Here is a 13,754-nt window from a genome sequence, read left to right as displayed (position 1 = left end):
AGCAGCGCCGCCCTTGCAAGGCGGCGCTGCTTTTTATTTGGCTGGTCAGAACTTGACGTCGAGACGCACGGAGACGAAGCGGAACGCATCGCGCGCCGGCACCCAGGTCGCCACGCCGCTGTTGGCCACGGTGGACACCGGCGCCGAGGTGGCGCCGCGGAAGGTCGGCGCGCCGGCGAAGCCGGTGGTGGCGTAGTGCTTGTCGAAGACGTTGTTGACCAGGAAGCTGAGCTTGTAGCGGTTCTGCTTGTCGCGCACGCCAAAGCCCAGGTCGGTGATGCTGAACTTCGGCACATAGAAGCCAGGGTCCTGGGTAATGATCGTCATCATGTCGCTCTGGTACTTGTAGTTCCCGGTGAAGAAGGCATCGAACGAGCGCGAAGGCAGGCGCCAGTCATACTGGCCGCTCAGCGCGATCTTGACCTTGGGCGCGGACTGCATGCGCGCGCCTGCCAGGTTCTGCACGCCCACCGTGGAACCCGGCGTGATCGGGAAGCAGTTGGCGTTGCGGCCGATGATGGAACCGTTGGCGGCGTACTTGGCACCCGGCGAGGCGGCCACGTTCAGGCCATCGTTGTAGCACGGGCCGCCGGCCCAGTCGCGCACGGTGGCGTCGGTGTAGGCCACCGCCGCGTTCACCGTCAGGTCGCGCGTCAGCAGCGCGTTGACGTCCAGCTCAACGCCCTTGGTGGCCACTTCCGGCACGCTGCTGATCTGCGTGAGGATCACCGGGCTGCCCGGCAGCGTGTAGGTCGACGAGGACTGGTAGTTGAAGAAGCGGGTCTGGAACGCGGTGGCGTTGACGGTCATGCGGTTCTGGAACAGGTTGGCCTTCACGCCCACTTCCATGGTGCGCGACGTTTCCGAGCGCACCGGGTCGGCGCTGGTCGCGTTGATGGTGCTGAGCAGGCCGTAGGCCAGGCCCTTGTAGCCGGTGGCGGCGGTGGCGTAGGCCATCCAGTCGTTGTTGATCTGCTTGGACAGGCTCAGCTTGCCGGTCAGCTTGTTCTCCTTGTTGCCCAGGCTCTCGAAGTAGTCGACGCCGCGCGCGCCGGGCACGAAGTCTTCGCGGCTGACGGTGGTGTTGTAGTTGCGGCCGAAATGGTAGCCCGAGGTTTCCGTGTTGTAGCGCGCCCCGGCCAGCAAGGTGTAGCTCGGCAGGAAGTCCCACGAGGCCTGGCCGAACACCGCCTTGTTGATGTTGTAGACGTCGGTCTCGTACACCACCGGGCTGGTGATGGAAGAGCCGCTGCAGGTGGCCACGCGGCAGTCGCCGCGCTTGAAGAAGCGCTCGGTCTCGTTCTTGGCATACCACAGGCCGGCCACATAGCGCAGCGGCCCCGCGTCCGGCGAGACGTAGCGCAATTCCTGGGTGCGGGACTTGATGTCGTAGATGCCGCCCTGGTCGTTGCCGACCGAGTAGCGGGTTTGGCCGGGCAGCGCCACGGTGGGCACGTCGACCAGATCCTGGTCGCGGAAATCGTCCGACTTGTAGTGCGAGAACGAGGTGATGGACATCAGCGAGGCGCCGTTCGGCAGCTCGTAGGCGATGCGCAGGCCGACACTGCGGTCGGTGGAGTTCATGCCGGTGGGGCCGTCGCGCCGCACGTCGACGTTGTAGGGGCCGGGCGTGATGCCGGCCAGCGCCACCGCAGCGGGAATGGCGTTCAGCGTGCCGCTGTTGGCCGGCGTGGCCGCGCCGGCCGGTATCAGGTACAGCGGATTGACCGGATTGGCGCCGGCCAGGCCCACGTTGACCGGGCCGCCGGGCGAATTGACCACCAGCGCGCGCAACGCGTTGGCGCCCTTGGTGTTTTCCTGGGCATTGAAGTTAGGCGACAGCGTGATGTCGAGATTGGGCATCGGGTGCCAGGCGAACTTCGCCATCAGCGTCTTGCCGCCGGCGCCATTGAGTTTGCCGCCGGTGGTCAGGTTGTTCAGGTTGCCTTCGTAGCGGGTGCGGCTGGCGGCAATGCGCATGCCCAGCGTCTCGCTGATTTCGCCGCCGTAGGAGACCGCGTAGCGCCACTCGTCGTCGTCGGTCAGGTAGACGCTGGCCTTGCCCGACATGGGGCCGGAAATCGGCTTGGTGACGATGTTGACCGCGCCGGCCACGGCGGACTTGCCGAACAGCGTGCTTTGCGGCCCTTTCAGCACCTCGATGCGCTGCACGTCCGACAGGTCCTTGAAGGCCTGGAACTGCTGGGCGATGGGAATGTCGTCGACGATGACGGCGACGTCGGCCTCGATGCCGATGGTGACCGTGGCGGTGCCGATGCCGCGCATATTGATGGTGTTGTTGGCGCTGGTGGAGCCGGCCGTGACGGTCAGCGCCGGGGTGTTGGCCACCAGGTCCTCGATCTCGCGGATGTTGCTGCGCTCAATGACGGCTTCATTCACCACCGAGATCGCGCTTGGCACGCTCTCCAGCTTTTCCACGCGCTTGTTGGCGGTCACCACCACGCGCTCCAGTCCCTCGGCGGGTGCGGCGGCCTGCGGGGCTTGCTGCGCCTGCGCAGGCAGGCCAGCCAGCATGGCCAGCGCCACGGCGGCCGCGATTGGCGTCAGGCGAATGTCGGTGCCGTGCCCCGGCTTGTCGTGCTGTTTCATCTAGATCTCCTTTATAGTTTTTTGGGTACTACGGTATTGCGGCATTGCGATTCAGCGATACTTCATCACCCACTTGACGACCAGCGGGCGGTTGAATTGGAAGGCGGGCGAGGCGCAGCTGACCACGCTGCGCATCGGCCCATTGGGCGATTTATAAGCATGGTTGCCATCGGCCGGAGCGACCCGGCATCCGGCCAGGCCGCTGACCTCGAAGCCGGTCACGCTGCCCTCGCTGAAAACCACGCGCGTGCCCTTGATGCTGGCGGCGCCGGAGAAGGACGCGAAATCCAGCGTCAGTGCGCGCACCGGCACCGTGCCGCGCGGAGTATAGGTATCGGTGCGGGTGATGACGCCGGGCGCAAAGGTGTACTCGGTGCGCAGCGCAATGCGGTTGTCCTTGGCCGGCGCGTTCTTGCCCAGCTTGTCCAGTTCATCCTGCCGGTAGCTGACGCGCCAGGTCTTGCCGCGCTGCGTGCCGCCGATATCCTTGAGGTAGGCCGCACCGATCAGTTCCGAGCCATCCTCCAGCGTGAATTTGGGCAGCAGCTGCGGATGCTCCGGGCCGCTGTCGGCCACGCCGGCCACGAGGTTGTCGGCAAACGGCAGCGGGTAGTACGGGCTGTTGTCGTGCTGGCCGGCGCCGCCGTTGACCATCAGCAGGCTGAAGACATGGCCTTTGTCGCGGTACACGGCCAGCGCGCGGTCGTACTCGCCGGTGGCGAATTTGGTCAGGCTGAACTTCGGCTGCGTGCGGTCCAGCCAGGCCGCCAGGCCGGGGCTGACCGGCGCGTCCTTGAAGCCGGCCTGGTTCCAGAATTTATTGGTGAATATCAGCTGGTGCAGCAGCGAGAAGTTCTCGCCCAGGATGCGGTGCTTGCCGCGATAGGTGTCGGTGCGGCGGCCCTTGCCCCACATGTCGACCGACTTCATTTGCGAGTCGTACCAGAAGCTGGTGTAGCGCGCCGCCACGCGCGAAGAGTAGGCATAGGCGTAGTTTTTTTCTTCCGGCGTGAGCACGTCCAGGTAGGCCGCCACCGACAGGATCTCCAGCATCGCGGTCTCGCCGTACGGCCCCAGGCTGCGGCCGAAGCTGAAACCGGTGCCGTCTGCCTTCATCAGGTTGAGCGTCAGCGTGGCGGCCTTGCGCAGCTTCTCCTTCAGCGCCGGCGTGACTTCCAGCCCGGTTTCCAGGTAACGCTCGCAGATTTCGGCGATCAGCAGGATGCTGTAGCGGTCGAAGCGCCCTTCCCCGCTGGTCTCGTCGGAAAAGCCGTAAGCGCCGGAATAGGCGTCGTAGTGCTGCATCATTTTCTCGAGCAGCACCTTGCCGGCGCTGTCGTCTTCCCAGCCGAGCAGCATGCGCAGGCGGGCCACGCTGAAGGCCACGCCGAAGTAGTTGGTCGGCAGGTTGATCAGCTCATAGTCCGGCTGCGAAACGAAGGTGCGCCAGTCGAGCTGGCGGCGCAGCTTCTCCAGTGTTTCCGGGCTCACGGCGCTTTCCAGCAGGCCGGCTTTCTTCAGGCTGACCAGCGCGGACAGGTAGTAGTAGATGCCCCACGTGTGGTTGTCCATGCCCACCGTCAGGTCGGCTATGTCGCGGTACTCGCGCAGGCGGGCCGCCAGGGCGGGATCGTCCTTGCCTTTGTTGAGCAGGACGTAGGACAGGCCGATGGCGATTTTCCCCGGCAGGAATTTGTCCTTGCTGGCGAAAGGCTTCTGGCCGTCGATCACGGTGTTTTCTTTTTCCGCCGCCAGCTTTGCGAAGAAGTAGTCGAGCTGCGGATACAGTTCCTGCTGGACGATGGCGTTCATCGGGGTTTCGGGCGCGCTGGCCGCCGGGGCGGCGGCGCACAGGGCGGGCACGGCGAGCAGCAGGCCGGCCAGCAGGTGTTTATGCAGTGTCATGCGGTCTCTTTTGTTTTAGTTGGAAAACGTTTAACTGGATAATATTGGAATTTTGTTTTGAGGTAAATGCTTGCGGTGTTCTTTTTTCGAGCGGTGTTGCAAAAGCATCTCCAGCCTTTTCACCTTTGGCGCTTGGGGGCCAGGTGTGCCATGATTCCGATCATGCGCTGCCCAGCTTTAATCAACAAGGAAATCGTTTAACCTGAATGAAGGAAAACCCTGTCAGCCAAGGCCGCTAGCATTCCAGTGCGCGCGTTTCCATTCGCAAGGAACATGCTAATCTTCCCGCCATGGAGATGAACCGAACGAATTGGAAGCTGGCCGTGGGCTTTTCGGTGGCCGTGGCGGCCGGTGTGCTGGCGGCATGGAGCTTGGGCGAATGGCGCGCCGCTACCGGCATGCCGGAGCCAGGCCCGGCGCAGGCTACGCTCCCGGAGCCATCTTCCACGCAATCAGCCGGCAGCTGGTTCAGCGCAGTCGGCGGCCCGCCCACCGCTGCCGCAGACAGCTCCAACGACCCGGTGCCGCTGGCCCGCCAGGTGGATGCGCTGATCGCCACACGCCAGCCGGAAGATGCTTACAAGGCCTACCTGCAGATCAGCGAATGCATCACATTCCAGCGGCTCGGCACCATTCCGCTCTACCACTTCCCCGAGCAGCGCGACATGTCCGATGCGGAAATCACGGCACAGACCAAGCTCTGCGCCAGCCTGACCGAACGGCTGAGACGGTCGCGCTTTGACTACCTGGCCACCGCAGCGAAGGCCGGCGTGGTGGGCGCCAGTACCGCGTTCCTGATGGCCGGGCCGTTCGGCGACCACAGCGCAACCGTTACCCGGCCAGACGACCCGCTGGTGCTGCAGTGGAAACAGCAGGCGCTGGCGCAGTTGACCAGCGAGGCACTGCAAGGCGACCTGGTCAGCCTGAACACGCTGTGGAGCGCCCACATGGCCGGGACGACCGCCGTTCCCAAGGACACGCAACTGGCGTACATCTATCAAACCGCGATGGAATCCATTTACCGGCTGCAGAATCCGGGGGCCGGCAACGGCGGGCCGTATCAGGCCAACCTGTTCTCATTCCTGAAAGATGGCCTGACGCCGGAGCAGATCGCCAAGGGCGACACGGAAGCGGCCCGCATTGTCGAGAACTTCCGCGCGCGCAGCAACGCTGCCCGATAAACGCAGCGACGGGCGCGCTCACTTGCCCCGCAAGCCAAAGCGGAAACTCGTCATGGAACGGAAGGTCTGGCCGGGGCGCAGCACGGTGCTGGGGAAATGCGGCTTGTTCGGCGCGTCCGGCAGGCCCTGCGTTTCGAGCGCGAAGCCGTCATAACGCGCATAGGCGTAACCTTCGCTGCCTGCTTCCTTGCCGTCGAAGCCATTGCCGCTGTTGAACAGCACCGACGGCTCGGTACTGCGGACCTCCATGCGGCGGCCGCTTTCCAGCTCGTCCACCACCGCCACCAGCCCGTACCGGCCGAGGGGCTTGGAGAACAGCAAAGCATGATCGTAGCCCGGCGGCGTGCCCAGCAGCGCCGACGCAGGCGCGCCTTCCTGCGGCTGCGGCTTTGGCCCGCCTGCCGTCAGCCACTGCATCACCCCGGCCGGCCGCCGGAAGTCCAGCGGCGTGCCCGCCACGCTGGCCAGTTCGCCCGTCGGTACCTTCTTCTCGTCCGTCACCGCGTAGCGTTCGGCGGCGATGCGGAAGCGGTGCGTGGCCATGCCGGCACTGCCCGCGCCGGCCAGGTTGAAGTAGCCATGATTGGTGAGGTTGAGCACCGTGGGCGCGTCCGTGGTGGCCGCGTATTCGATGCGGAACTCGTCGCTGCGCCGCATCAGCCGGTACGTCACGCTGAGCTCCACGCGGCCGGGAAAACCCTGGTCGCCGTCCTCGCTCACCAGGCGGTAGATGGAGCCGATCGACGCCGCATCGGCAAAGTCCTGCCGCCGCCACACGCGCTTCTCGTAGCCATCCGGCTCGCCATGGATGGCCACGCCACGAGCGTTGGCGGGCAGCTGCACGGTGCGGCCGTCCAGCGTGTAGCGCGCGTCGCCGATGCGGCCCGCGTAGCGGCCGATCACCGAGGCGTAACGCCGCTTGGTGCGCGCATAGGCATCGAGATCGGGAAGGCTGAGGATGACGTTGCGGCGCCGGCCGTGCCGGTCAGCCGCTTCGGCCGACACCAGCGTGGCGCCGTAGTCGATATAGGACAGGCGCATGCCCCTGTCGTTTTCCAGCGTCACGCGCTGCACCGTCTGCCCGGCGGGCGTAACGCCGAACGGCTGCACCGAGATGCCGGTGCAGCCGCCCTGCCCCGCCGCCGCCAGCGATGCCGCCAGCAGCAGGGGCCGAACCAGGATGGGCATCACAGGTCCGTGATTTCCTTGTGCTTCGGCACCAGGGCCTTCATCACGCCCCACGCCGCCAGGTAGGCCAGTGCGCAGAAGGTGAACATGATCATGTAGCCGGTCTGGATCTGGCCCAGCGCGCCGTAGTAGTCGAACAGCCAGCCGCCCGCCTTGGACACGGCCACGCCGCCCAGGCCGCCGGCCATGCCGCCGATGCCCACCACCGACGCCACCGACTTCTGCGGGAACATGTCGGATACGGTGGTGAAGATGTTGGCCGACCATGCCTGGTGCGCCGAGGCGCCCACGCCGATCAGCAGCACCGGCACCCAGAAGCTGATGTAGCCCAGCGGCTGCGCCAGCAGCACCACCAGCGGGAACAGCGCGATCACCAGCATGGCTTTCATGCGGCCGTCGTAAGCGTGCATGCCCTTGTTCATGAAGTAGGCCGGGAACCAGCCGCCGCCGATACTGCCCACCATGGTCATGCTGTACAGCACAGCCAGCGGCACAATGATGGCTTCCTTGCCCATGCCATACTGCACCGACAGGTATTTAGGCAACCAGAACAGGAAGAACCACCACACGCCGTCGGTCATGAATTTGCCGAAGGCGAAGGCCCAGGTCTGGCGATAGCTCAGCAGCTTGAACCACGAGGTCTTCTCGCCGGACGGGGCGGCTGGCGCGGTGGCCACGGCGTCGCTGCGGATGTAGGCCAGTTCGCCGGCCGACAGGCGGCTCTGGCGGTCCGGCGTGTCATACAGCATCTGCCACGCCAGCATCCACACGAAGCCCACCGCGCCGATGACGATGAAGGCCATCTGCCAGCCCCAGTTGATGGCGATCCAAGGCACCGTCAGCGGGGCGAGGATGGCGCCCACGTTGGCGCCCGAGTTGAAGATGCCGGTGGCAAAGGAGCGTTCCTTGCGCGGGAAGTATTCCGCCGTGGCCTTGATGGCGGCCGGGAAGTTGCCCGCCTCGCCCACCGCCAGCACCGCGCGCGACAGCATGAAGCCGGCGATCGAGACCGGGATGGCAGCCATGCCGACCGCACCCATCACCTTGGCGATGCCCTCGCCCATCGGCACCGAGTAGGCGTGCATGATGGCGCCTATCGACCAGATGACGATGGCAAGGATGTAGGCCTGCTTGGTGCCGATGCGGTCCACCACGCGGCCCGCGAACAGCATGGAAATGGCGTAGACGAACTGGAATACCGCGGTAATGTTGGCGTAGTCGCTATTGGACCAGCCGAACTCCTTGGACAGGTCCGGTGCCAGCAGACTGAGCACCTGGCGGTCCAGATAGTTGACGGTGGTGGCGAAAAACAGCAACGCGCAGATGGTCCACCGGTATTTGCCAATAACTTGCTGGCTGACAGGCTCACTCAGGTTCATAGGAATCACTTATTTTGGTTGTACGTTCCAGCCCCTATCTCCACGGGACCTCTAAGTTGTATGTCATCGTACAACCTTGAGATGCAGCAGGCAAGCAAAAAATTAGGCAAAAATATATTTGTGTAGCGTGTCGATCTGGCGTTTCGCCGTCCGTCGTGTGAGTATGAGCGCCGCAGTTGCGTTCAGACCTGATCAACCCGCCTATTAACATAGTAAGGAGATAGCCATGACCCAAGTTGCTCCCATCCCAGAAGGTTTCCAGACCGTAACGCCCCATCTCGTTTGCGAAGGCGCCGCCGAAGCCATCGAGTTCTACAAAAAAGCGTTCAATGCGGTGGAAATGTTCCGCATGCCCGGCCCCGGCGGCAAAGTGATGCACGCCCAGGTCAAGATCGGCACGTCCAACGTGATGCTGGTGGACGACTTCCCCGAATGGGGCAGCATCGGCCCGAAAGCGCTGAAGGGCTCCCCGGTCGTGCTGCATATGTACGTGGAAGACGTGGACAAGGCCTACGAGCAGGCCGTGGCCGCCGGCGGCACCGCCAAGATGCCGCCCGCCGACATGTTCTGGGGCGACCGCTACGGCATCGTGGTGGACCCGTTCGGCCACAGCTGGTCCATCGCCACCCACAAGCGCGACATGACGCCCGAACAGATGGAGGCTGAAATGAAACAGTCCATGTCCGAAAACTGCCCCGGCCAACCAGCCTGAAAGGAAAAGCCATGCGATTCATGCTGATAGTAAAAGCGAGCCCGGAATCCGAAGCGGGCAAGATGCCCAGCGAAGAACTGCTGACCGCGATGGGCAAGTTCAACGAAGAGCTGGTGAACGCCGGCGTGCTGCTGGCGGGCGAAGGCCTGCACCCGAGTTCGCGCGGCGTGCGCGTGCACTTCTCGGGCAAGAACCGCACCGTCATCGACGGCCCGTTCGCCGAAACCAAGGAGCTGATTGCCGGATTCTGGCTGGTTCAGGTAAAGTCTCTGGAAGAAGCGATTGAATGGGTGAAGCGCTGCCCGAATCCGATGGAAAGCGAGTCGGACATCGAGATCCGCCAGGTGTTCGAAATGGACGATTTCGGCGCCGAATTCACGCCCGAACTGCGCGAGCAGGAACAGCGCGTCATGGCGAAGGCGGCGGAGCTTCAGAAACAGCACTGACTTTATCGAGGAGCAGGCAATGCAGTTCATGATCTTACGCAGGGGCGACAAGGTATCGGAAACGGCGGGCTTCCCGTCGGCGGAGCTGGTGCGCGCCATGCCGTCGGCAAAGTGGCTGCAGCCCAGCTCCAACGGCCTGCGCATGACGCGCAGCGCCGGCCAGTGGCATGTCAGCGATGAAGGCCCGTTCGACCCGCGCGAGCTGGTGGCCGGCTACACCTTCATCGAGGCCGCCAGCCGCGAGGAAGCGGCGCAGTGGGCCAGCCAGTGGCCAGTGGCCGACGCCGAGGGCCAGGCCGAGCTGGAAGTGCGGCAGGCCGGCTGCCCCGGCGGCTGCGTCGGCTTCGACATGGACAACCTGCCCGAAGGCGCGCCGGCCGACCTCAAGCCCGCCCAACTCCAGCCCGGCATGAAACCGTATGCCGTGCTGCTGCGCTCGGACGCCGGCAGCGAAGCGGACCTGGAGCCGCCCGCCTCCGTCATCGACACCATGAACCGCGCCAACCAGGCCGGCATCCGCGCCGGCATTGCGCTGGCCGGTGAAGGCCTGCGCGCCTCCGCCAAGGGCGCGCGCGTGAAGTTCAGCGGCGGCAAGGCCGCCATCATCGACGGGCCGTACACCGAAGTGAAAGAACTGATCGCCGGCTACTGGCTGGTGCAGGCCGAGTCCATCGAAGGCGTGATGGACTGGGTGAAGAACTACCCTTACCCGCAGCCGCTGGACGTGGACGTGGTGGTGGAACTGCGCGCCGTGGCCCTGTGAACCAGCAAGGCATCCACCGCGCCATCGAAGCGGTCTGGCGCATCGAATCGGCCAAGATCATCGCCGTGCTGGCGCGCATGCTGCGCGACGTGGGCCAGGCCGAAGAGATCGCGCAGGACGCGCTGGTGAGCGCGCTGGAACGCTGGCCCGACAGCGGCACGCCCGACAACCCCGCCGCCTGGCTCATGACGGTAGCGAAAAACCGCGCGCTCGACCACCTGCGCCACCGCAAGCTGGAGCAGGACAAGGAGGCCGAACTCACCTACGAAATCGAAGGCCTGCTGCAGGACGCCGCGCCCGACCTGGAACGCGCGCTGGACGACAACATCGGCGACGACCTGCTGCGGTTGGTGTTCGTGGCCTGCCACCCGGTGCTGTCCACCGAAGCGCGCGTGGCGCTCACGCTGCGCCTGCTGGGCGGCCTCACCACCGACGAAATCGCGCGCGCCTTCTTCGTGCCCGAAGCCACGGTGGCGCAGCGGATCGTGCGCGCCAAGCGCACGCTGGCCGAAGCCAAGGTGCCGTTCGAAGTGCCGCGCGGGCACGAGCTGGTGGAACGGCTGGCGTCCGTGCTGCAAGTGGTCTACCTGATCTACAACGAAGGCTACTCCGCCAGCGCCGGCGCGGACTGGATGCGTCCCGCGCTGTGCGAAGAAGCGCTGCGGCTGGGCCGCGTGCTGGCCGAGCTGGCGCCGCAGGAGCCCGAAGTGCACGGGCTGGTGGCGCTGATGGAAATCCAGTCCTCGCGCGCCCGCGCCCGCACCGACGCGCGCGGCGCCCCGGTGCTGCTGCTCGAGCAGGACCGCTCGCGCTGGGACCAGCTGCTGATACGGCGCGGCCTGGCCGCGCTGGCGCGCGCCGAGCAGATCGGGCGCGGCCTGGGGCCATACGCGCTGCAAGCCGCCATCGCCGCCTGCCACGCCCGCGCCCGCCGCGCCGAAGACACGGACTGGAGCCGCATCGCCGCCTTGTACGACGGACTGTCGCAACTGGCGCCCTCGCCCGTGGTGGAACTGAACCGCGCGGTGGCGCTGTCGATGGCCTTCGGCCCCGAGACCGGGCTGGAAGTGGCCGACGCGCTGCTGGACGAACCGGCGCTGAAAAACTACCACCTGCTGCCCAGCGTGCGCGGCGACTTCCTGTTCAAGCTGGGCCGCAAGACGGAGGCCCGCGCCGAATTCGAACGCGCCGCCTCGCTCACGCAGAACGAGCGCGAGCGCGACCTGCTTCTTACACGCGCCGCAGCTTGCGCGCCGGAGTTACCATCCGCTTTGTAAGGAGGCGCGATGAAAAAACCTGACGAACTCAATCCGTCGCGGGGTGCCTACGGCAAGATTGACGATACCTTGATCCCGCATGAGATCATCGAACGAATCGTTCTCGATGGGGTCTCCCCTGCCCGCGCGTGGCGCGAATATTTCAGTCTTACGCAAGCCCAAGTCGCAGACAGACTCGGCATCTCCCGGCAGATCTATGCCGAGCAGGAGCTACAAAGCGAACTGTCGGAGTCCGAGCGTACCGCGATTGGGAACGCCCTTGGCATCAATCCTGAGCTGCTGGATTGAGTGCAGAACTCAGTCTTCATCAAAGACGTCGCATGCAACGACAGGCCGCTCCCGCCCCATCTCGGACGCTCGCGCTTATTATCAAATTTTCCCAAAAACGGTCCGTCGGCATCCTAACCACTCGTAACGATCTTCATGTCATTTGTTTACTGGCTCGAAACAACAGTCAGTTTATTTTTCTAGCGCTGGGCTTTTCGCTGAATATCCTCCATACGCGACACAATTAAATCCTCCCGCTTTTCCGCGGCCTTCAAAGTTGAAAGCAGAGAATCTAGCTGATTCTGCTGTACCGGCGTCGATAACCTGAGCTGGTTCTCCTGTACCGTCAAACTCCTTCCTTCCCGTTCGGACCAATTGATAATGGCATCGTAGGCATCGGCGAGTTGCAGCTGAGCTCGATCCATTTCCTCCGCCGAGTTGACCGATTCCTCGTGATGGGCATTTACACCAGCGCGGGCACTGTCCCGTATATCTTCGTTAGGAATACCCGCAATAATTTGTTGGAGCTTGTTTGACGCATCTTTTCGTCTATCGGCCCGCTCCGCAATTAGCGCACGGAACTCTTTCAGTGTCTCTTTGCCGGATGCTCGTCCGTGGAGGGTAACTAGATTACTCGGCAGAAGAACGTTTCCCATCGAGAGGCTGCGGAAGCGCTGCTTCCACTCTGCTTCGTCGGCAGCAATGCCTCGCTGAAGTTCAGCCATTTGTCCGGCAAAGTTCTTTAAACTTTCCTGCTCGTCGGGTGCCCGACCGCAGGCCGCAATCATCAACATGAACCCGAAGAGAAAAGTTAAATTCTTCATGTATTTCACAAAACTCATTGATCAATCTTAATAATAAGCCCGACGGCCGTTTCTGGTCGGTAGCGTCAAATTGTTAGGGAGGCGCTGATCAATTGAACTTTTCGGCAGAACTGGACGTGTTCAGCGTTCCAGTTGTGGTCTCGAAAACTCAAAGAAGGGCATAAAAAGCGGCAAATTCGCCCCCGAGTCTGCTTATTGCTACGTTCGAGACGGAGTATGGGCGTTGGGTAATTTAAAGCGCCGGCCAGCGAGTACCAGATTGGCAAATGCGAACAGCGAGAACAGTTGGGCGGTGTTCTTTGCCAAGCCCCGATAGCGCGTTTTACGATGGCGGAAGAGGTTCTTCAGCACATGAAACGGATGCTCGACTTTCGCCCGCACGCTGGCCTTGAGCACTTCCAGCTTTTCGCGCAGGCGTCCCAGCTTATTGTTCGGAAGAGCCTTGCGCGCCGCGCGCTTCATGACCACATGCCAGGTCACCGATTTATCCTGATTCTCGTCGCGCTTTTCGACGCGCTGGTAGCCCGCGTCGCCCAGTGCGGCGATCTCGTCGCCGTGCAGCAGCGCGTGCGCTTGCGTGACGTCGGCCACGTTGCCGGCCATGCCGATGACGGTGTGCACCAGCCCCGACGTGGCGTCCACGCCGATATGCGCTTTCATCCCGAAGTGCCAGTCGTTGCCTTTCTTGGACTGGTGCATTTCGGGATCGCGCTGCTTGTCCTGGTTCTTGGTCGACGGCGGCGCGGCGATCAAGGTGGCATCGACAATGGTCCCTTCGCGCATCATCAAACCCTTCTCGGCCAGATGGCCGTTGATGGTGTCGAAGATCTGGCGCGTCAGGCCGTTGGCTTCCAGCAGATGACGGAACTTCAGCAACGTCGTCGCGTCCGGCGCCGACTCGCGGTTCAGATCGATGCCCACGAAACCACGGATTGCCTGGCTGTCGTAGATCGCGTCCTCGATGCCTTCGTCGGACAACCCGAAGCATTGCTGCGCCACGTACATGCGCAGCATGCGCGCCAGGCCAATCGGCGGGCGGCCAGCGCCTGCGGCCTTGGGGTAAAACGGTTCAATCAGCTTGTGCAACTTACCCCATGGGGTCACCGAATCGATCTCAGCGAGGAAACGGTCGCGCCGTGTGAGCTTCTTCTTGGCGGCGTACTCAAGGTCAGAAAAGCTTCGTTGCATGGTCGGCTGTGCAG

At 63.8% G+C, this 13,754-nt stretch carries 12 protein-coding genes; 6 read left to right on the top strand and 6 right to left on the bottom strand.

Going from position 1 to position 13,754, the window contains the following annotated elements; all coding sequences use genetic code 11:
• Positions 1-45: 45 nt before the first annotated feature.
• Both AC56DV_RS09640 and AC56DV_RS09635 read right to left on the bottom strand, forming a co-directional pair.
• Positions 46-2,610, bottom strand: a complete 2,565-nt coding sequence (locus tag AC56DV_RS09640; protein ID WP_496314070.1) for a TonB-dependent receptor — start codon at positions 2,608-2,610, stop codon at positions 46-48.
• 51 nt (positions 2,611-2,661) lie between these two features.
• The gene (locus AC56DV_RS09635) at positions 2,662-4,515 is read right to left on the bottom strand and encodes a hypothetical protein (RefSeq protein ID WP_496314069.1); all 1,854 of its coding nucleotides are present in this window, start codon (positions 4,513-4,515) and stop codon (positions 2,662-2,664) included.
• Positions 4,516-4,811: 296 nt separating this feature from the next.
• Between AC56DV_RS09635 and AC56DV_RS09630 the strand changes: the two genes are divergently transcribed.
• The gene (locus AC56DV_RS09630; protein ID WP_496314068.1) at positions 4,812-5,696 is read left to right on the top strand and encodes a hypothetical protein; all 885 of its coding nucleotides are present in this window, start codon (positions 4,812-4,814) and stop codon (positions 5,694-5,696) included.
• Positions 5,697-5,714: 18 nt separating this feature from the next.
• Here the strand turns inward: AC56DV_RS09630 and AC56DV_RS09625 are convergent, their stop codons facing one another.
• The gene (locus AC56DV_RS09625) at positions 5,715-6,884 is read right to left on the bottom strand and encodes an aldose epimerase family protein (RefSeq protein ID WP_496314067.1); all 1,170 of its coding nucleotides are present in this window, start codon (positions 6,882-6,884) and stop codon (positions 5,715-5,717) included.
• On the bottom strand, positions 6,884-8,263 hold the full coding sequence (locus tag AC56DV_RS09620) for an MFS transporter (protein ID WP_496314066.1): 1,380 nt from the start codon (positions 8,261-8,263) through the stop codon (positions 6,884-6,886). The genes AC56DV_RS09625 and AC56DV_RS09620 overlap by 1 nt, the downstream gene beginning before the upstream one ends.
• A gap of 220 nt (positions 8,264-8,483) precedes the next feature.
• On the opposite strand from AC56DV_RS09620, the gene AC56DV_RS09615 reads away from it, so the two are divergent.
• Genes AC56DV_RS09615 through AC56DV_RS09595 form a run of 5 tightly spaced genes read left to right on the top strand, consistent with a single transcriptional unit; the run spans position 8,484 to position 11,749 of the window.
• Positions 8,484-8,975, top strand: a complete 492-nt coding sequence (locus AC56DV_RS09615; protein WP_496314713.1) for a VOC family protein — start codon at positions 8,484-8,486, stop codon at positions 8,973-8,975.
• Positions 8,976-8,986: 11 nt separating this feature from the next.
• Positions 8,987-9,421, top strand: coding sequence for a YciI family protein (locus AC56DV_RS09610; RefSeq protein WP_496314065.1), 435 nt, complete (start codon positions 8,987-8,989; stop codon positions 9,419-9,421).
• A gap of 19 nt (positions 9,422-9,440) precedes the next feature.
• Complete coding sequence (locus AC56DV_RS09605; RefSeq protein ID WP_496314064.1) at positions 9,441-10,184, top strand: YciI family protein; 744 nt, start codon at positions 9,441-9,443, stop codon at positions 10,182-10,184.
• Positions 10,181-11,461: an RNA polymerase sigma factor gene (locus tag AC56DV_RS09600; protein WP_496314063.1), complete on the top strand. Its 1,281-nt coding sequence runs from the start codon at positions 10,181-10,183 to the stop codon at positions 11,459-11,461. Before AC56DV_RS09605 ends, AC56DV_RS09600 begins: the two co-directional genes overlap by 4 nt.
• Before the next feature lie 9 nt (positions 11,462-11,470).
• Positions 11,471-11,749 (top strand): helix-turn-helix domain-containing protein, encoded by a 279-nt coding sequence (locus AC56DV_RS09595; RefSeq protein WP_496314062.1) that lies wholly within the window; start codon positions 11,471-11,473, stop codon positions 11,747-11,749.
• Between the two features lie 179 nt (positions 11,750-11,928).
• On the opposite strand, the gene AC56DV_RS09590 is transcribed toward AC56DV_RS09595, so the two are convergent.
• Entirely contained in the window at positions 11,929-12,570 is a 642-nt protein-coding gene (locus AC56DV_RS09590) for a hypothetical protein (protein ID WP_496314061.1), read from the bottom strand.
• A gap of 180 nt (positions 12,571-12,750) precedes the next feature.
• Positions 12,751-13,740, bottom strand: coding sequence for an IS5 family transposase (locus AC56DV_RS09585; RefSeq protein ID WP_496314060.1), 990 nt, complete (start codon positions 13,738-13,740; stop codon positions 12,751-12,753).
• Between the last annotated feature and the right edge of the window lie 14 nt (positions 13,741-13,754).

The organism is Massilia sp. BGA-UO-ETr-WB1, assembly GCF_059567845.1.
Note: the sequence above shows the minus strand (reverse complement) of the source record. Positions and strands in the feature narration are given on the sequence as shown.

Excerpts from the sequence above, each read along its gene's own strand:
- AC56DV_RS09640 (WP_496314070.1), bottom strand. The coding sequence starts at position 2,610 with ATGAAACAGCACGACAAGCCGGGGCACGGCACCGACATTCGCCTGACG.
- AC56DV_RS09635 (WP_496314069.1), bottom strand. The coding sequence starts at position 4,515 with ATGACACTGCATAAACACCTGCTGGCCGGCCTGCTGCTCGCCGTGCCC.
- AC56DV_RS09630 (WP_496314068.1), top strand. The coding sequence starts at position 4,812 with ATGAACCGAACGAATTGGAAGCTGGCCGTGGGCTTTTCGGTGGCCGTG.
- AC56DV_RS09625 (WP_496314067.1), bottom strand. The coding sequence starts at position 6,884 with ATGCCCATCCTGGTTCGGCCCCTGCTGCTGGCGGCATCGCTGGCGGCG.
- AC56DV_RS09620 (WP_496314066.1), bottom strand. The coding sequence starts at position 8,263 with ATGAACCTGAGTGAGCCTGTCAGCCAGCAAGTTATTGGCAAATACCGG.
- AC56DV_RS09610 (WP_496314065.1), top strand. The coding sequence starts at position 8,987 with ATGCGATTCATGCTGATAGTAAAAGCGAGCCCGGAATCCGAAGCGGGC.
- AC56DV_RS09605 (WP_496314064.1), top strand. The coding sequence starts at position 9,441 with ATGCAGTTCATGATCTTACGCAGGGGCGACAAGGTATCGGAAACGGCG.
- AC56DV_RS09595 (WP_496314062.1), top strand. The coding sequence starts at position 11,471 with ATGAAAAAACCTGACGAACTCAATCCGTCGCGGGGTGCCTACGGCAAG.
- AC56DV_RS09590 (WP_496314061.1), bottom strand. The coding sequence starts at position 12,570 with ATGAGTTTTGTGAAATACATGAAGAATTTAACTTTTCTCTTCGGGTTC.
- AC56DV_RS09585 (WP_496314060.1), bottom strand. The coding sequence starts at position 13,740 with ATGCAACGAAGCTTTTCTGACCTTGAGTACGCCGCCAAGAAGAAGCTC.